16 protein-coding genes are annotated in these 18,505 nt (G+C 62.3%); 15 read left to right on the forward strand and 1 reads right to left on the reverse strand.

What is annotated here, in order from left to right; translation table 11 throughout:
- Nucleotides 1–36: 36 nt before the first annotated feature.
- Nucleotides 37–387, reverse strand: a complete 351-nt coding sequence (gene fliE / locus F1609_RS30920; RefSeq protein WP_167081235.1) for a flagellar hook-basal body complex protein FliE — start codon at nt 385–387, stop codon at nt 37–39.
- Between the two features lie 241 nt (nt 388–628).
- Here fliE and fliF point away from each other — a divergent pair, with 241 nt between their 5' ends.
- The 15 genes from fliF (at nt 629) to F1609_RS30995 (ending at nt 18,238) form a co-directional block, all read left to right on the forward strand.
- Nucleotides 629–2,335 carry a flagellar basal-body MS-ring/collar protein FliF gene (gene fliF, locus F1609_RS30925; protein ID WP_167081237.1) on the forward strand — a complete coding sequence of 569 codons (1,707 nt, stop codon included), beginning with the start codon at nt 629–631 and terminating at the stop codon, nt 2,333–2,335.
- Nucleotides 2,328–3,320 carry a flagellar motor switch protein FliG gene (gene fliG / locus F1609_RS30930; protein WP_166880546.1) on the forward strand — a complete coding sequence of 331 codons (993 nt, stop codon included), beginning with the start codon at nt 2,328–2,330 and terminating at the stop codon, nt 3,318–3,320. Before fliF ends, fliG begins: the two co-directional genes overlap by 8 nt.
- Nucleotides 3,320–4,018 (forward strand): flagellar assembly protein FliH, encoded by a 699-nt coding sequence (locus tag F1609_RS30935; protein ID WP_167081239.1) that lies wholly within the window; start codon nt 3,320–3,322, stop codon nt 4,016–4,018. Before fliG ends, F1609_RS30935 begins: the two co-directional genes overlap by 1 nt.
- Nucleotides 4,015–5,430 (forward strand): flagellar protein export ATPase FliI, encoded by a 1,416-nt coding sequence (fliI, locus tag F1609_RS30940; protein WP_167081241.1) that lies wholly within the window; start codon nt 4,015–4,017, stop codon nt 5,428–5,430. The genes F1609_RS30935 and fliI overlap by 4 nt, the downstream gene beginning before the upstream one ends.
- Nucleotides 5,431–5,465: 35 nt before the next feature.
- Nucleotides 5,466–5,906 carry a flagellar export protein FliJ gene (fliJ, locus tag F1609_RS30945; RefSeq protein ID WP_167081243.1) on the forward strand — a complete coding sequence of 147 codons (441 nt, stop codon included), beginning with the start codon at nt 5,466–5,468 and terminating at the stop codon, nt 5,904–5,906.
- Nucleotides 5,907–5,937: 31 nt separating this feature from the next.
- Nucleotides 5,938–7,383 carry a flagellar hook-length control protein FliK gene (locus F1609_RS30950; RefSeq protein WP_167081245.1) on the forward strand — a complete coding sequence of 482 codons (1,446 nt, stop codon included), beginning with the start codon at nt 5,938–5,940 and terminating at the stop codon, nt 7,381–7,383.
- 220 nt (nt 7,384–7,603) lie between these two features.
- Complete coding sequence (fliL, locus tag F1609_RS30955; RefSeq protein ID WP_167081247.1) at nt 7,604–8,122, forward strand: flagellar basal body-associated protein FliL; 519 nt, start codon at nt 7,604–7,606, stop codon at nt 8,120–8,122.
- A gap of 6 nt (nt 8,123–8,128) precedes the next feature.
- A complete protein-coding gene (fliM, locus tag F1609_RS30960) occupies nt 8,129–9,106 on the forward strand; it encodes a flagellar motor switch protein FliM (RefSeq protein ID WP_166880536.1) in 978 nt (325 codons plus the stop codon).
- A gap of 14 nt (nt 9,107–9,120) precedes the next feature.
- Entirely contained in the window at nt 9,121–9,534 is a 414-nt protein-coding gene (fliN, locus tag F1609_RS30965; RefSeq protein WP_167081249.1) for a flagellar motor switch protein FliN, read from the forward strand.
- Nucleotides 9,531–10,187: a flagellar biosynthetic protein FliO gene (gene fliO, locus F1609_RS30970; protein WP_229422153.1), complete on the forward strand. Its 657-nt coding sequence runs from the start codon at nt 9,531–9,533 to the stop codon at nt 10,185–10,187. The genes fliN and fliO overlap by 4 nt, the downstream gene beginning before the upstream one ends.
- Nucleotides 10,177–10,953, forward strand: a complete 777-nt coding sequence (gene fliP / locus F1609_RS30975; protein WP_167081251.1) for a flagellar type III secretion system pore protein FliP — start codon at nt 10,177–10,179, stop codon at nt 10,951–10,953. The genes fliO and fliP overlap by 11 nt, the downstream gene beginning before the upstream one ends.
- Before the next feature lie 11 nt (nt 10,954–10,964).
- Nucleotides 10,965–11,234, forward strand: coding sequence for a flagellar biosynthesis protein FliQ (gene fliQ, locus F1609_RS30980; protein ID WP_166880531.1), 270 nt, complete (start codon nt 10,965–10,967; stop codon nt 11,232–11,234).
- Between the two features lie 24 nt (nt 11,235–11,258).
- Entirely contained in the window at nt 11,259–12,131 is an 873-nt protein-coding gene (gene fliR, locus F1609_RS30985; RefSeq protein ID WP_167081253.1) for a flagellar biosynthetic protein FliR, read from the forward strand.
- Nucleotides 12,132–12,287: 156 nt separating this feature from the next.
- Nucleotides 12,288–16,760, forward strand: coding sequence for a DUF6861 domain-containing protein (locus tag F1609_RS30990; RefSeq protein WP_167081255.1), 4,473 nt, complete (start codon nt 12,288–12,290; stop codon nt 16,758–16,760).
- 491 nt (nt 16,761–17,251) lie between these two features.
- On the forward strand, nt 17,252–18,238 hold the full coding sequence (locus F1609_RS30995) for an IS5 family transposase (RefSeq protein WP_167081256.1): 987 nt from the start codon (nt 17,252–17,254) through the stop codon (nt 18,236–18,238).
- The last annotated feature ends 267 nt before the right edge of the window (nt 18,239–18,505 follow it).

Below are 18,505 nucleotides of genomic sequence, written 5' to 3' on the forward strand. Positions count from 1 at the left end.
TGAAGCGCAGGCGCCAGCCAGCCCGCCCGCCCGGCACTACACCTGCATATTCATGATCTCGTGATACGCCGACACCAGCTTGTTACGCACCTGCACAGTTGCCTGGAAACCAATACTGGCCTTCTGCATCGACACCATCACATCCGACAGGCTGACCTTGTCGTCGCCCATGGTGAACGCCTTGCCCTGCTCGCCCGCCTTGAGCTGGGCCTCGCTGACCTGGGCGATGGAATTCTTGAGCGCATCGGCAAAATCGACCTTGGCGACGGCCGGCTCGGGCGTGACCTTGACCGCCGGCCCGATGCCGCCCGCCGGGCGCGTCGACGCCGCCTTGAGCTGGGCCATCATGGCTTCGATCCGGTCCGATCCGATTCCGTTCACGTTCATGTCGTTTCCTCTGTTCAGACCGCCGGGCGTACAATACGCAATATGTATACCAGCGAAGTCAGGGTGCCAGAATAGCACCCGGGTGGCGCGCCGGGCCGTCGAGCAGGGCGGGAAAGCGCGCTCTGTTCGGGGCTTTAAGCAAGCCCCCTGCCCCACATAATGGAGTCTGAGCCCCAGCCTTTGCGCAGGTTTGGGAAATTCTTACCCAGTTTCGGGCCTGGCCCGTCGGACACCCACCACCATGGCAGCTGCAACCGCAGAAGATCTCGTCGATATCCCCCCACAGGACACGCCGCCCCCGACGTTCCTGCAGACGCCGCTCGGCAAGAATTTCCTGCGCGGCCTCGGCATCGCGGCGGTGCTGGCCTTGATGCTGGGCGTCTGGATGTGGAGCCAGCGCGTCGAATACGGCGTGCTGTTTACCAATGTCAGCGACAAGGATGGCGGCGCCATCATGGCCTCGCTCGACCAGATGGCGGTGCCGTACAAATTCTCGGACGGCGGCGCCTCGATCATGGTGCCCAACGAGCAAGTCCACGGCGTGCGTCTCAAGCTGGCCGCGCAAGGCTTGCCCAAGGGCGGCACGGTCGGCTTCGAGCTGATGGAAAACCAGAAACTGGGCGTGTCCCAGTTCCACGAACAAGTCAATTACCAGCGCTCGCTCGAAGGCGAACTGGCGCGCTCGATCGAGTCGATTGCCGCCGTCAGCTCGGCGCGCGTGCACCTGGCGCTGCCGAAACCGTCGGTGTTCGTGCGCGAACAGCAAAAACCGACCGCTTCGGTCTTGTTGAACCTGCAAACCGGGAGGGTGATCGACCAGGCCCAGGTCAACGCCATCGTGCACCTGCTGGCCTCGAGCGTGTCCGAACTGCCGGTCTCGAACGTCACCGTGGTCGACCAGGCCGGCAACCTGCTGTCGGATCCCGACAAGAGCAACAACGCGCGCAAGCTCGACCCCAACCAGCTCAAATACGTCGAAGCGATCCAGAAAAACATCATCAAGCAGGTCGAGTCGCTGATCACGCCGCTGGTCGGCCAGGGCAATGTGCGCGCCGAAGCGACTGCCGACATCGATTTCGCCCAGGTCGACACCGCCGCCGAAGTCTACAAGCCCAATTCGCCGCCGGAGCCGCAGTCGATCCGCAGCCAGCAGACGTCCGAAGCGAACGGCCCCGGCAGCGTCAACCCGGCCGGCGTGCCGGGCGCGCTCTCGAACCAGCCGCCGGGCCTGGCCACCGCGCCGCTGACCGCCGCCGGTGCGCCCGGCGCGGCCCCGGCCGTGGTCAGCGGCCCGACCCGCAAGGACACCACCACCAATTTTGAAGTCGACAAGACCATCCGCTACGAGCAGCGCCCGATGGGCCTGGTCAAGCGCCTGACCGTCGGCGTGCTGGTCAACCACCGCCGTTCGGTCGACGCCAGGACCGGCAAGGTCACGGTGACGCCCCTGACGGCCGCCCAGGTCGCCCAGATCAACGACCTGGTCAAGGAAGCGATGGGCTACAACAAGGACCGTGGCGACACGCTCAACGTGACCAATGCCGCCTTCGACGGGGTCGACAAGCCGGACGTGCCGGCCCCCACGCTCGACTGGTGGCGCGACCCGGCCAACCTGCCGCTGGCCAAGGATATTGCCAAGTATCTGTTCGTGGCCGCTATCATTGCGTTCCTGTACTTCCGCCTGCTGCGTCCGATGCTGCGCCCGGTCATGACCAAGTTCGACAAGGCCCACGAAGTGCCGCCCGAGCCGACCGCGGCAGAGGAAGAAAAGGCCGACGAGGCGAGCCTGGCGGAAGCGGCCGCAGCCGCCGAAGTCGCCGAAGCCGAGGCCGAAACGGCGCAGGACCACAGCTACCGGGCCAACCTGGCGCTGGCCAAGAAACTGGCGCAGGAAGATCCGCGCATCGTCGCAAACGTCATCAAGGCATGGGTAGGTACAAATGAATGATAATGGAATCCAGAAGGCTGCCATCCTGATGCTCGCCATCGGCGAGTCCGAGGCGGCCGAAGTAATGCGCTTCCTCGGCCCGCGCGAGGTCTTGAAACTCGGCGCGGCCATGGCCACCATGAAAAACGTGCAGCACGAACAGGTGGTCACGGTGCTCGACTCGTTTCGCGAGCAGACCGAACTCATTTCCACGGTCGGCCTCGATTCGGACGAGTACATCCGCCAGGTGCTGACCAAGGCGCTGGGCGACGACAAGGCTTCGGTGCTGCTGTCGCGCATCCTGGGCGGCAAGGATGCGTCCGGCATCGAAAGCCTGAAGTGGATGGACGCCTCGTCGGTGTCGGAGCTGATCCGCAACGAGCACCCGCAAATCATCGCCACCATCCTGGTCCACCTCGAGCGCGACCAGGCGTGCGAAATCCTGGGCAACTTCACCGACCGCCTGCGCAACGACGTGGTGCTGCGCATCGCCACCCTGGACGGCGTGCAGCCGGCCGCCTTGCGCGAACTGAACGACGTGCTGACCAAGCTGCTGTCGGGCAACGAAAACATCAAGAAATCGTCGCTGGGCGGGGTGCGCGCGGCGGCCGAGATCCTCAACTTCATGAGCGGCGAGCAAGAAGGTTCGGTGATGGACAACATCAAGAACTACGACAACGACATGGCCCAGAAGATCATGGACGAGATGTTCGTGTTCGATAACATCATCGACATCGACGACCGCGGCATCCAGCTGCTGCTGCGCGAAGTGCAGTCGGAAATGCTGATCATGGCGCTCAAGGGCGCTTCGCAGGAACTGCGCGAAAAAATCTTCCGCAATATGTCGGCGCGCGCCGGCGAGATGATGCGCGAAGACCTCGAATCGAAAGGACCGGTGCGCCTGTCCGAAGTCGAAACCCAGCAAAAACAAATCCTGCAGATCGTGCGCCGCCTGTCCGACGAAGGCCAGATCGTGCTCGGCAAAGGTGAGGATTCCTTCGTCTGATGGCTACCCTTCCAAAAGAACTGCAAACCGCGTACCAGCGCTGGGAAATGAATTCCTTCGACCGTGTTCCGGAGCCGGAACCGGTGTTTCTCGACACCTCGCCCGAGCAAGAAGCGCTGCCGGAGGCGCCGCCCGCGCCCGACTGGCCCACCGACGAGGAAATTGCCGCCATCCGCGAGCAGGCCCGCCAGGAAGGCTATGAAGCGGGACACGCGGCGGGACACGAAGCCGGCTATGCCGATGCGCACGCACTCGGGCGCGAGGAATGCGCGGCGGAACTGGCCAGCCTGCAAGCGGTTGCCGCCACCTTCGGCCAGGCGCTCACGCAAGCCGACGAGAGCATCGCCGGCGACATGCTCGAACTGGCGCTGCAACTGGCAAAGAACATGCTGCGCATCGCGCTCGAGGTCAAGCCCGAGCTGATCATTCCGGTGGTGCGCGACGCCATCTCTTACCTGCCGGTGCTGCAACAGCCGGCCGTGCTCATGCTCAATCCCGACGATGCGCGCCTGGTGCGCGAGCAGATCGGCGAAGAACTCGACAAGGGCGGCTGGCGCGTGGTGGACGACGCCCAGATCGGCCGTGGCGGTTGCAAGATCGATACCGCCAGCAACCAGATCGACGCCCAGGCCGAAGTGCGCTGGCAGCGCCTGGCGCACGCGCTCGGCAAGGACGACGTGGAGTGGCTGGTCCGATGAGCCAATCCGATTCCGCCATCACGCCCGACAAACACACGGCGCGCTGGTCCGCCTACCTGCGCGACTGCAGCACCCTGGTCGGCTTCGTCGAGCCGCAGCAGGTTTCGGGCCGCATCACGCGCGTGGCCGGGCTGGTCATGGAATGCGTCGGCCTGAAGCTGGCGGTCGGCAGCGCCTGCACCATTCCTATGCCGGCCGGCAACCGGGTCGAGGCCGAAGTGGTCGGTTTCGACGGCGACCGCCTGTTCCTGATGCCGCAAAGCGATGTCGAAGGCATCGTCCCCGGCACCAAGGTGCTGCCGGTCGAAGCGACCCTGCCGCGTCCGGGTTCGGTGGCCCATCCCCGGCGCCGCCCGAGCGACCGCGCGCGCCACCTGCCGGTCGGCATGGGTTTGCTGGGCCGGGTGGTCGACGGCGCCGGCCGGCCGTTGGATGGCCTCGGTCCCCTGCTGACCGACGACAGCGGCCCGATCAACGTGCGCCCCGCCAATCCGCTCGACCGCGCCCCGATCGTGGAAACGCTGGACGTGGGCATTCGCGCCATCAACGCCATGCTCACCGTCGGCCGCGGCCAGCGCCTGGGCCTGTTCGCCGGTTCCGGCGTCGGCAAATCGGTGCTGCTGGGCATGATGGCGCGCTACACCAAGGCCGATGTGGTCGTCGTTGGCCTGATCGGCGAACGCGGCCGCGAGGTCAAGGAGTTCATCGAACACATCCTCGGGCCGGAAGGCCTGGCGCGCGCCGCCGTGGTGGCGGCCCCGGCCGACACGCCGCCGCTGATGCGCCTGCAAGGCGCGGCCTACACCACGGCGATTGCCGAACATTTCCGCGACCAGGGCAAGAACGTGCTCATGATCATGGATTCGCTGACCCGCTACGCCATGGCGCAGCGCGAAATCGCCCTGGCCATCGGCGAGCCGCCCGCCACCAAGGGCTATCCGCCGTCGGTGTTCGCCAAGCTGCCGGTGCTGGTGGAACGGGCCGGCAACGGCCTGCAGGGCGGCGGCTCGATCACCGCCTTCTACACTGTGCTGACCGAGGGCGACGACCAGCAGGACCCGATCGCCGACTCGGCGCGCGCGATTTTGGACGGCCACTTCGTGCTCAACCGGCGCCTGGCCGAGTCCGGGCACTATCCGGCCATCGACATCGAGCAATCGATCAGCCGCGCCATGCACACCATCACCACCACCGCCCACCAGCACGCGGCGCGGCGTCTGAAGCAGTTGTATTCGCGCTTCGAGCGCTCGCGCGACCTGATCACGGTCGGCGCCTACGCCCACGGCAGCGATCCGGTGCTCGACCAGGCCATCGCCCTCAACGACAAGATCGAAGCCTTCCTGTGCCAGGAGATCGGCGACAACATCGGCATGCCGCAGAGCTTGGCCGAATTGACCTCTCTGTTCTCGTGATGGACTAGCGGACGGGATGCCTATAATGATGCATTATGGCAAAACAAACCGTCCTCGATACCCTGCTCGAACTGGCCCAGCGCGACACCGACGATGCCGCCAAGCGGCTGGGGGTGGCGCTCAAGGCGGCCGAGGAAACCGAACAAAAGCTGCAAATGCTGCTGGGCTACCTGGAAGATTACGCGCAAAAGCTCGATGCGGCGCAGCGCAACGGCATCACGCCGATGGCGTACGCCAACTTCATCGCCTTCATCGGCAAGCTGGAGCACGCGATCATGGGCCAGCGCGAGATCGTCAAGCATGCGCACCACAGGAGCGCGGTGGAAAAGGGCCTGTGGCAGGCCAGCGAGCGCAAGCGGGTGTCGTACCGCACCTTGAACGAGCGCGCCGCCGCCGAAGCACTGCGCCTGGAAAACAAGCGCGACCAGAAACAGATGGACGAACACGCCGCCCGCCAGGCTTATTACAAACGTTGATGCATCCGACATAACTTACCGATCGCCCGCCATGTCCACTTCTCCCCTCCAGCAACTGGCCGCCCTGAACGCCACCCCGGCCCCGGCGCGCACCAATGCCGCCGCCGCGCAACCGGCGGTGCAGTTCGGACAGACGCTCTCGCGCGAGATCGCGCAGCGCCAGAGCATGCACCAGCAGCCGGCCGCGCCCGCCGCCAAGGCCGCCGCCCCGCGGCCGGCCGACAAGGCCCCGGCTCCGCGTATGGAACAGGGGGCCAAAGCCGAACAGGCCGCAGCGCCCGCGCCGGACAGCGCGCCGGCGCGCCCGGCAGCGCCAGCGAACAACAGCCGCGCCCAGGCCCCATCCGGCGACAAGGGCAGCGCCCCGGCCAGCGATGACAGCGCCGCCGCAGCAGCCGCCGCCGACAGCGCCGCAGCGGCAGCCGCGCGCGCCGAACAACTGCCCATGGCCGACATGCTGGCCCTGGTCGCCAGCCTGACCCAGCCGGCGCAAGCGGCCGCCACGCCGGTCGCCCTTGATCCAGCTTGGAGCACGCTGGCGTCGAGCCGCGCCGCCGCTACCACCGCCGCCGCCGATCCTGGCCTGGCGGCCGACGCCGCGCTGGCCGCCTTGAGCGCGCCGGCCATGGCCGCTGCCGCCGGGCGCTTCCCGACGGTCGACGGCGCCCCTACGCCGCCGGCTGTCGGCGCTCTGAGCCTGCCAGGCGATGCGGCGCTGACAACGGCGTCCGACGCCGCCCCGCAAGGCGAACTGCGCGCCCTGCTCGAAGGCGCCATGCCGCGCGCCGCCGGCGCCGCCAGCACCGACACCGCCCAGGGCCAGGCCACACCTGCGCAAACGACGGCGCTGCAAACGGCGCTCGTGCCAGGCGACGCCGCCAAATTTGCGCCAGCCGCGCGCGAACTGCCCGACGCCATTACCGCCATCGACACCACGGCCACCGAAGCTGCGCCGGTGGCCGCGCCGCTGCAACAGGCCGCGGTTAGCCTGGCGCAGGCGGCCAACGGCGGCGCCGACAAGCTCTCGGCGCGCGTGGGCACCCCGGCCTGGGACAACCAGGTCGGCCAGAAAATTGTCTGGATGGTGGCCGGCAAGGAACAAAGCGCCACCCTCACCCTCAATCCGCCCGATCTGGGCCCGGTCCAGGTGGTGCTGAACATCAGTGGCGACAACGCCAGCGTAACGTTCTCCTCGGGCGAGCTGGAAGTACGCCAGGCGCTGGAAAACGCCATGCCGAAGCTGCGCGAGATGATGGACGAGAGCGGCATCTCGCTGGGTAACGCCAGCGTCAACGCCGGCATGCCGGAGCAGCGCCAGGACCAGGGTGAACGCGCCATGGCCGGCAATGGCGGCAGCGGCGGCAACGCCGGCCCGGGCGGCTTGATCAACGGCAGCGCGGCCGACGCCAACGAACGCCTGGCCGCCCGCACCCCGGTGCAAGGCGGCGGGCTGGGCCTGGTCGACACCTTCGCCTGATAACGCCAGGCATGCTCACTTGTCAATTTGCCTAGCCTTCCCGGCCATGCGCGCAAGGCGGCGTATGAAAAGCGCATCGGATGTCGATGCCAAGCCACGAGTTGGGCCGCGATCGGCCCTGTTTTCCACGCATCTGCCCGCTCATTTCCTCGCGATAATGACATAATGACGGCATGATCCACCGACGTCGTCTTGAGGTACTTTGAAAGCGAAAGCAAACATGAAAGCTGCAGCTCCCCCTGACGCGGCCGCAAAGCCGCCGTCGAAGAAAATGGCCATGATCGGTGCGATCGTGGCCGTGCTGGTGCTGGGCGGTGGCGGCGCGGGCTGGTTCCTGATGCATGGCGACAAGGGTGGCGAGGAAGCCGAAGAAAGCGCCAAGCCAGCCAAGAAGAAGAAAAAGGCCGCCAAGGCGCATGCGCCGCCGGTATTCGCTCCGCTCGAAGTATTTACCGTCAACCTGCAGCCGGACGCCGAACAAGAGCACATGCTGCAGGTCTCGATCACCCTGGAGATGGCCGGCCAGGAGCAGGCCGACCTGGTCAAGAACAATATGCCGAAGGTGCGCAGCCGCGTGCTGCTGCTGCTGTCGGCCAAGAAGGCGTCGGAGCTGACCACGGTGGAAGGCAAGACCAAGCTGGCCGAGGAAGTCATGGAAGCGATCAAGAAGCCATTCGCCGAGCACGAGGAATCCCAGGAAGTCAACGAAGTCATGTTCACCCAGTTCATCATCCAGTGATCCTCCATGGCCGATAATTTTCTCTCGCAGGAAGAAGTCGATGCGCTGCTCAAGGGCGTCAACGGCGACGCCGACGAAGCCTCCGCGCCCGAAGACAACACGGGCGTACGCACCTACAACCTGGCTACGCAGGAACGCATCGTGCGCGGGCGCATGCCGACGCTCGAGATCATCAACGAGCGTTTCGCGCGCTTGCTGCGGGTCGGGCTGTTCAACTACATCCGCCGCAGCGCCGAAGTGTCGGTGGGCTCGGTGCGGGTCTCGAAATATAGCGAATTCATCCGCAACCTGGTGGTGCCGACCAACCTGAACCTGGTCCACATGAAGCCGCTACGCGGCACGGCCCTGATCGTGTTCGATCCGGGCCTGGTGTTCTTGCTGGTCGATAATCTGTTCGGCGGCGACGGGCGCTTTCATACCCGGGTCGAGGGGCGCGATTTTACCCAGACCGAGCAGCGCATCATCTTGCGCATCCTCGATATCGTGTTCGATTCGTATGCGAAATCGTGGGAACCGGTGTATCCGGTCGAGTTCGAGTACATCCGTTCCGAGATGAATACCCAGTTCGCCAACATCGCCACCCCGAACGAAGTGGTGGTCTCGTCCACGTTTACCATCGAGCTTGGCTCGGTGAGCGGCCAGATCCACATCTGCATGCCGTACTCGATGATCGAGCCGATCCGCGACACGCTCACCTCCAGCCTGCAAGGCGAAGCGCTGGAAGTCGACAAGCGCTGGATCCGCCTGATGACGCAGCAGATCCAGATCGCCGAAGTCGAACTGGTGGCGGTGCTGGGCACGGCGCGCGCCTCGTTCGACGAGATTCTCAATTTCAAGGTGGGCGACATCGTCCCCCTCAACGTACCCGAACAGATCCAGGCCACCGTCGATGGCGTGCCGGTGATGGATTGCACGTATGGCGTGCTCAACGGACAATATGCGCTAAAGGTCGAGAAACTGCTCGCCAATGCGGACACCAAATAATTTAGGAGAGCACTATGTCCGATACTACCGATGACGACGCAATGGACGACTGGGGCGCGGCCATTGCCGAGCAGGCCAAGGCGGAAGCCGAAGCCCTGCAAACCCAGGCAGCCAGCGCGGCCGTGTTCAAGGATTTTTCGAACAAGGGCACCAAGCCCGACACGCCGAACGATATCGACTTCATCCTCGACATCCCGGTCCAGCTCACGGTCGAGCTGGGACGGACCAAGATCGCCATCAAGAACCTGCTGCAACTGGCCCAGGGTTCGGTGGTCGAGCTCGACGGCCTGGCGGGCGAGCCGATGGACGTGCTGGTCAACGGCTGCCTGATCGCCCAGGGCGAGGTGGTGGTGGTGAACGATAAATTCGGAATTCGCCTGACGGACATCATCACCCCGTCCGAACGGATTCGAAAACTCAATAAATGACGGCGCGCCTGATTGCCGCCGTGGCGCTGGCGTGCAGCCTGGCGCCGGGGATGGTTGCCGCCCAGGCGGCTGGGACCGCTGCGCCTGCGCCGGTTGCGTCTGTTCCCGCTGCGTCGGTTCCCGCTGCTGCATCGGCGCCGGCCGCGTCCGTTCCGGTCGCACCTACGCCGGCCGCAGCGGTTCCCGCCGCCGCCGAGCCGCAGGCCAGCGTTCCCGTGGTTACGGCTCCTGCCCCTGCCCCGGCCCCGGTCGCCGCCCTGCCCGCCGCCAGCGCCGTGCCGGCCACGCCCGGTCCGATGGCGGGACCGTCGGCCGGCAACCTGCTGCAAACCATTTTTGCGCTGACCCTGGTGCTGGCCCTGTTGGGCGCCATGGTCTGGTTCATGAAGCGTTTCGGCCCGCAAGCGGCCGCCGGCGCGGCCCAGATGCGCACCATCGGCGCGCTCAGCCTGGGTGGGCGCGAACGGGTCATCGTGATTGAAGTGGGCGACCAGTGGATCGTGGTGGGCGCCTCGCCCGGCCGCATCAACGCGCTGGCCACCATGCCAAAACAGGAAACCCCGGGCGGGCCCGCCGTGGTGACCAACGGTCCCGCGTCCGGCACCTTTGCCGAGTGGCTCAAGCAGACGATCGACAAGCGCAATGGACGCTAAGCGGACTTTTCCTTTGACGCACTACGCGCGCCGCAGTATGCAACTGCTGCCGCTGCTGGCCCTCGGCCTGCCGGCGCTGGCCATGGCCGCGCCGGGCATCCCGACCTTCACCAGCGCGCCGGCGCCGGGCGGCGGCACCGCCTATTCGCTGCCGGTCCAGACGCTGCTGTTGATGACGGCGCTGTCGTTCATCCCGGCGGTACTGCTGATGATGACCAGTTTTACCCGCATTATCATCGTGCTCTCCTTGCTGCGCCAGGCGATCGGCACCCAGTCGGCCCCGCCCAACCAGGTCATGGTCGGGCTGGCGCTGTTCCTGACCCTGTTCGTGATGGGCCCGGTGTTCGACAAGATTTACGTGGATGCCTACCAGCCGCTGCAGGAAAACAAGATCGAAATGGACGTCGCCATGGAGCGCGCCGTGGCGCCGCTGAAAACCTTCATGATCCGCCAGACGCGCCAGGCCGACCTGGCCATGTTCGTCAAAATTTCGCGCTCGGCCGCCTTGCAGGGGCCGGAAGACATTCCGCTGCGCATACTGATTCCCGCCTTTGTGACCAGTGAACTGAAAACCGCGTTCCAGATCGGCTTTGCGATCTTCATCCCGTTTCTCATCATCGATATGGTGGTGGCATCGGTGCTGATGTCGATGGGGATGATGATGATGTCGCCGGCGGTCATTTCGCTGCCCTTCAAGCTGATGCTGTTCGTGCTGGTCGATGGCTGGCAACTGCTGCTCGGCTCGCTCGCGCAGAGTTTTTACTAGCGAGGCCGCCGATGACTCCCGAAAGCGTCATGACAATGGGCCGCACGGCCATGGAAGTTACCCTGATGGTGGCCGCGCCCATGCTGCTGGTGGCGCTGATTATCGGCCTGATTGTCAGCATCTTCCAGGCCGCCACCCAGATCAATGAAGCGACCCTGTCCTTCATTCCCAAGCTGGTCGGCATTTTTGTCGCCCTGATCGTGGCCGGACCGTGGATGCTGGCGGTCATGCTCGACTACATGCGCCAGGTATTTACGGGCATTCCCGGCCTGGTCAACTGACGCGCCCGCGTCACCTCCCATCGCATGATCACCATCACCAGCATCGAGATGAATGCGTGGATCGCCGGCCTGCTGTGGCCGCTGACCCGCATTCTCGGGCTCATTACCGCCGCGCCCCTGTTTGGCAACGCCAGCGTGCCGACGACGGTGAAAGTTGCGCTCGGCGTGCTGCTGGCGAGTATTATCGCGCCGGCCATTCCGGCGCTGCCGGCGGCCGATCCGCTGTCGATGGCGGGGCTGCTGATTTTGGTGCAGGAATTGCTGATCGGGGTGGCGATGGGCTTTGCCATCCGCCTGGTGTTCGCCGCCATCGAAATGGCCGGCGAAATTTGCAGCCTGACCATGGGGCTGGGCTTTGCCAGTTTTTTCGATCCGCTGACCAAGGGGCGTTCCTCGGCCGTAAGCCAGTTTCTGGCGCTGATTGCGACCATGGCGTTTTTGGCCGCCAACGCGCATCTGGTGTTGCTTGAAGCGCTGGCCGAGAGTTTTATCACGATGCCGATTTCGGCCACGCCGATGTCGTCCTCGGCGGAATGGGAAATGGCCAAATGGGGCGGGCTGATCTTCAGCGCGGGGCTGCACCTGTCGCTGCCGATCGTGGCGGCGCTGCTCATTACGCAAGTGGCACTGGGCATTTTGACGCGCGCGGCGCCGCAGTTGAACATTTTCGGGATTGGCTTTCCGATCACACTCGGGGTCGGCATGCTGGTGATCGTGATGGTGCTGCCTTATCTGGGCAATCCGTTCCAGGTGCTGTTCAACCAGGGCATTGAAACGGCGCGCCGGGTGCCGCGCCTGGCGGCCACGCCGAAGGCGCCGGCCGCACCGGCGCAGACTACCAGGCCTGCCGCGCTACCACTCGGGCCGGTTGACGGCGCGCCGGGCCAGCAGCGCTGAACCGGGCGTTGCAGGCTCCTGCAACGCCGTTAAATCGTCCGCATCAGCTCGTTTTTTTAAGTTGACAGTTCAATATCGTATAATATTGAGTGTGCAAGATTGTATTTCAAATATTGCCCCGCTGGTTTCCGTTCCCCCCAAAGAAAGATCCGTTTCATGAGCAGTGTTGACATCTCTATCGATTTGCATAAGGTCCGCAATGCATTGGCAACCCTGGAGCGGAATTACGTAACGGGCGGCGTAAAGGCAGTCAACGATATCGAAGCCCGCCTGCAACGGTTTTCTAGATCGCATCCTTTGCCGACGATGACGGGTGTAGTGCGGCAACTTCCGGGGGGGGCATGCCTTATCGCAGTCGACGAGGCGCTGAAGGCAGCGGACCAGCGTGTCGTCATGCTGTTGGCCTCAGTCGTCCAGGGTCTCGACTTTTCCATGGTAAAAGGCGTCCTGCTGGAGGTCGGCAAAGATATGGCCAAGTACCTTGGAGGGGGCGCGGTCCTCGGTGGCGTCGTGGGCGGGGCCATTGGCTCCCTGGCCGGTGGGGTCGGAGCGGTGCCTGGCGCAGTTGTCGGCACGCAGGTCGGCCTTGAGCTTGCAACCGCCGTCATGACGCTGTTGGGCCTGGCCGATTTGGCAAAAGCATTCGTGCAAGTGGTGCCGATGCTTGTCATGCCCATGGTTGAGGGCTTCGCTTTGGCTATCCGTGCCGGTTTGCTGCCTGAAACTGAACGCAACCAATACCGCGTGCTCATCAACGCGTCGGCGGAGTCCTTCGCAAAAGGCAAGTTCATTTTGATTGTTGGGCTGCTAGCGGCAATCGTGGCCTTGTGTGCGGGCAAACTCGGGACAAAGCTGCTTGAAAAACTCGGCAGCAGCAAATTAGGGCTGGTATTCACCACCTGGCTGAAGAAGAACGAGCAGATCGTTTTAAACCATCCATCCTTGAGGATAAAAAACCGGGCAGGAGCCGAGGGCGCGGGCAAGGCGCCGGCTGTGGAAAAACCGGCGCCGGCAAAGCCGGAGGCTGGCAAGCCCAAGCAGAACGAAGCGCCGAATGAAGGTCAGGCGAAGATTGATTGCCCGACCTGCCTGCTTAGAGCAAACCCCGTCAATCCAATTTCGGGTAGCAAAATCTTTGCAGGCGCTATCGACATGGACTTCGCGTTGCCTGCAGCGTTGCCACTGATCTGGCAACGAACTTACAGCTCCGCGCAGCGGCAAGCAGGCTGGCTGGGTTCCGGCTGGAGTACACCGCTGTCGCTTGCCCTGGAAATCAACGTCGACAGCGTCATCGTGCTCGACCCTTTCGCACGTGAGATCACATTTTCATTGCCGGGCATTGGCGAATCGCTGTATTCGCCCTCGGAAAAAATCACGCTCGTACGCACGCACGAGCGTTGCTTCGAGCTGGTTGACGACAAGGGCGAGCGCGATCTGTTCTCCCTGCCCGACTCTGCTCACAACATCGCGCGTCTGGTCGGCCAGATCGATGCCAACGGCAACCGCATCACCATCGCCTACAACCAGCGCCAATTGCCCGAGCGGGTCGAGGACAGCGCCGGGCGCGGCTACCTGCTGACGTTCGAAGACCACCGCGGCTACCCGCGCCTGCGCAGCATTGCCATGCAGCCGGCCGAGCCCGAAAGCGACACCGAACTGCTGGTCGCGTACGAGTACGATGCCAGCGGTAACCTGGCCAAGGTCAGCAACGGCAAGGGCGACGTGATGCGCCAGTTCGCCTATCGCAATCACGTGATGATCGAGCACAGCCAGCCGGGCGGCGTGGTGTCGCGCTATGAATACGATGAGTATGCAGCCTGCGGCAAGGTCACGCGCAACTGGATCAACAACGGCCGGTCGTGGAACTTTCACTATCTGGAACACGAAACGGTCATCACCGATAACCTGGGGCGCGAAGAGCGTTACCGCTTCGATGCCAAGCGCCGCTACATCGGCCAGGTGGATGCGGCCGGCGGCGTGACCACGCGCCGTCTCGACAGCAACGGCAATGTCCTCAGCATCACCGATCCAGGCGGACGCAGCGTCAGCTACCGCTACGACCAGCGCAGTCGCGTCACCCGCATCGAAAGCGACGGCAAGGGCACCGGCATCGTCTACGATACCCGCTTCGACAAGCCGGCGCTGATCACCGACGCGCTCGGCGCCACAACCGCCCTGCGCTACGACGACTTCGGCAACCTGGCGAGCGTTACCGATGCGCTGGGCAACCGCACCGCCTACCAGTACGACGAGCACGGCTTGCCGGTCAAGGTGACGGACGCAGCCGGAGGCGTCAAAAAGCTGGCCTACAACCGCGCCGCACAACTGATCAGCTACACCGATTGCTCGGGCAACACCAGCTACTTCAGCTACGATGTCGATGGCAAGCCGCTGCGCGTACTTGATGCCCAGGGCAACGCGACTTTCTACAACTATGACGCGGCAGGACGCCTCATTGAGGCGGTGCAACCGGACGGCGCTACCAAGCGTTACGAATACGACGCACTAGGCCGCTTGGTGGCTCAGATTGACGCGGCCGGCAACCGCACTAGCTACATCCTCGACACCGATGGACAGCCACTCAAGCGCATCGACGCGCGCGGCGGCGTGCTCGAGTACCGCTATGACACCGTACGTCGCATGGCCGAGCTGATCAACGAGAATGGCGACGTACATCGCTTCGTTTACGACGCGCTGGACAGCCTGATCGAAGAAACCGGCTTTGACGCGCGCCTGACGCGCTACCGCTACGACAATAGCGGTTCGCTGGTGGCAAAAGAAGAACTCGGCAGCGGCGCGCGCACCGAGTACACCCGTATCGACACCACCTTTGCACGCGACAGCGCCGGCCAGTTGATCGATAAGATCGTTTCGCGCGTGACCGGTCCTGCCAGCGCGGAACAGCTGCGTGTGCGCTTCGCATACGACGATCTGGGTCGCATGACGCAAGCCATCAATGCAGATGCAATCGTGTCGCTGGAATACGACGCCCTCGGACAACTCGTAGCCGAGCGGACCGAAAGCGGAGGCGAGACAACGCTCCTGCGGCACGCATACGACGAGTTGGGCAATCGAATCCAGACCGTGCTGCCGGATGGGCGGGTACTTAACAACCTGTTCTATGGTTCCGGCCACCTGCACCAGATCAATATTGACGGCGAAGTGATCACCGACATCGAGCGCGACCAACTGCACCGCCCGATCAGCCGTACCCAAGGCGCACTGACCAGCCAGTTCCGCTATGATCCGATGGGACGCATGCTGTCGCAGGTGGCGGGCCGGATCGTCGTCGGTGAGGGGGCGGCTCCGGTCATCGCGCGCAAATATGAATATGACGACAACGGCAACTTGCTGGCAATCGACGACAAGCGCAATGGCCGCACAACGTATAGCTATGACGTTATCGGGCGCATTCTGTCTGCTGTGCAGCCGCAGTCGAACGAGCGTTTCGCATTCGATCCTGCGCACAATTTGCTTGATGAAAGCATAGTCGGCGTGGGCCGGGTCGAAGGCAACCGGGTTCGGGTGTTCGAAGACAAGCGCTACGATTACGATGTGCATGGCAATCTGACCGAGAAGCTGGTGGGCAGCCACACGCGTATGCGCTTTGTGTGGAACGGAGCGCATCAACTGGTCAAGGCGGTTGTGACGCGCCATGCGCAAAGCGCTCAGCCAACAGTGCAGACGGTAACGTACGTCTACGATCCGTTCGGACGGAGAATTGCGAAGCGCGATGCGTTCGGTGCTACCCTATTTTCGTGGGATGGGAATCGACTATTGAGTGAAGCGCGCGGGCACAGCAGTCGGACGTATGTTTACGAACCGGCCTCCTTTGTACCAATTGCCCAGTTAGTTATCAAAAATTCTGGCGATTTGTACCGTTCAAAGGAAGCTGATGTTGGCTATCTACAAACTGATCATCTGGGCACTCCACGTGAAGTTACAAGTCAGAAAGGGATCATTTGCTGGGCTGCTGAATATAAGGCGTGGGGGACCATATTCAACACATTTGATCGCCCCTTAAGAGAAGAAAAGTCTAAATCAGGCGAAAGCCTGGAAACGAAAGATCTCTTAAATAGTGTGCAGCCAATTCGCTTTCAGGGTCAATATCACGACATCGAGACTGGCTTATACTATAATCGCTTCCGTTATTACGACTCAGATTGCGGGCGATTCGTATCTATAGACCCGATAGGACTTCAAGGCGGCCAAAATTCTTATGCATATGCTCCAAACCCAATACGCTGGATCGATCCTCTGGGGTTGCATAACGTATTAAAGGACAGCGATATTGTATGCAGAGGCGGGCTTTGCGAGGTTGACATGTTTAAAAATGGTAGCGGTGTGCATATTAAACCTGACGGAACGATGACCGGACTATCTACGCAAGCGAAGCCCGGGGGGCAGTTGATGGAGCTTGCTCAACCCTTTAAAAACGGAAGTGTTGGCGTCGCCACAGTCGGAGCGATTGAGGCGGCTGGAGGGACAATCATAATGGATGGACACAAACAAAATCCCAATCATGCAACAGTTAGCGGTATAACTCCAGAGCAAGCAAATAAGCTCTTTACACCGACCGTCAAAAATCCGGTGCCAGCCGATCAGCGCGGGAAGCCATGCAAATGCTAAACAAAATTCCCCGCATATGTGTGGACTTTAATGAGATGCTAGAATCAGACCTCGTTTTACTAGCGAAGGACGATACTAAAGTGGACTCTGCCGGAACATTAGTAACGTTTTACGAAGGAATGGACGTGGCGATCTACAACGAGGACCGAAACGAGGACGGGGTTCGGGACGACCTGATTGCTGAAGGCACGGTAGAGAGGAATGTGGCACCACAGCAATGGGCGAAGGCCGCAAAATGGTGCTGCAGAATAAATAAGGACGGAATTCGCTATGAGTCTAGTATTGGTTAATGCGTGCGCTAGGGAAGTGCTGATTTATTCACTTTTCGAAAAATCGCGCCCTTTAGAATCAAAGGTAACACGCGAAATTCTTGAAAATATTGAATAAATCAGCGATTCCCTAGGGAAGTGCTGATTTATTGCCCCGGCCCGGTTCCAAGCTATCACCAGACCTGAGACAATGACAGCTCGTTCATTACGGTAAAATCGATCATGCAGAAGAGCTTCTCCGACCTCGAGTATGCTGCCAAGAAGAAGCTGACACGGCGGGATGTGTTCCTGGCAAAAATCGAAAGCGTCACGCCATGGCCGCAACTGTATGCGTTGGTCGAACCGTTTTATCCGAAGGTGGAAGGCGCGGGCCGTCCGCCTATCGGCTTGGAACGCATGCTGCGCATGTATGTTGTCCAGCAGTGCTTCGGATTGTCGGATGAGGGCATCGAGGATGCAATCTACGACAGCCAGGCTATCCGTGGCTTCATCGGTATCGACCTCAATCGCGAGTCGGCCCCGGACGCGACGACGTTGCTGAAGTTTCGCCGTTTGCTGGAAAAGAACAACCTCACGCGCAAGATCTTCGACACGATCAACGGACACCTGGCGGCGCAGGGTTTGACAATGCGCGAAGGTACCATTGTCGATGCCACGCTGATCGCATCGCCTCCCTCGACCAAGAACAAGGACAAGAAACGCGACCCGGAAATGCACCAGTCGAAGAAGGGAAACGACTGGCATTTCGGACTGAAAGCGCATGTTGGCGTGGATGCGGCTTCGGGCTTGGTGCATACCGTGATCGCCACGGCAGGCAACGTGTCGGACGTGACGCAGGCGCATGCGCTGCTGCATGGCGAGGAAGTCGCAGTACTGGGTGATGCGGGCTATCAGGGCGTCGAAAAACGCGAAGAAAATCTGGGGAAAAATGTGACCTGGCACGTCGCGATGAAACGTGCCAAACGCAAAGCGCTTCCTACCAACAAACTCGGCCGCATGACGGAAAAGATGGAACACCTGAAAGCGAGTGTCCGGGCGAAAGTGGAGCATCCGTTTCATGTCGTGAAGAACCTCTTTCGCCATCGCAAAGCACGCTATCGTGGTCTGGCGAAAAACGCCGCGCAACTGTTTACGCTGTTCGGCTTTGCCAATCTGGTGCTCGCTGGCCGGCAATTTAAGGTGTCCGAGGCCCGAACTCCGTCCTGTTGATGAAAAGCACGCAGAAATGCATCAACATCGCGAAATCCCCCGCGTCATCTATTGTGAAAACATGAATTCGGAGCGCTCCGAAAATCAGTCGGCGACGTCATCACCATGACCGTCGAAATTATCAAGTGATCAGTGCTTCCCTAGGAGCCTGCGCGGCAGACAGTTTTTTCGCTGAGCATGCCAAGCGCGTCTTCGCCGCCGTCGATAGCGATTCACTTTCGCGTGCGAAAGTCGAATGAAATAGAAGCTTCCGGCCTCAAATTGGGC

This window comes from Massilia aquatica (assembly GCF_011682045.1).
Classification (GTDB): Bacteria; Pseudomonadota; Gammaproteobacteria; order Burkholderiales; family Burkholderiaceae_D; genus Telluria_A; species Telluria_A aquatica.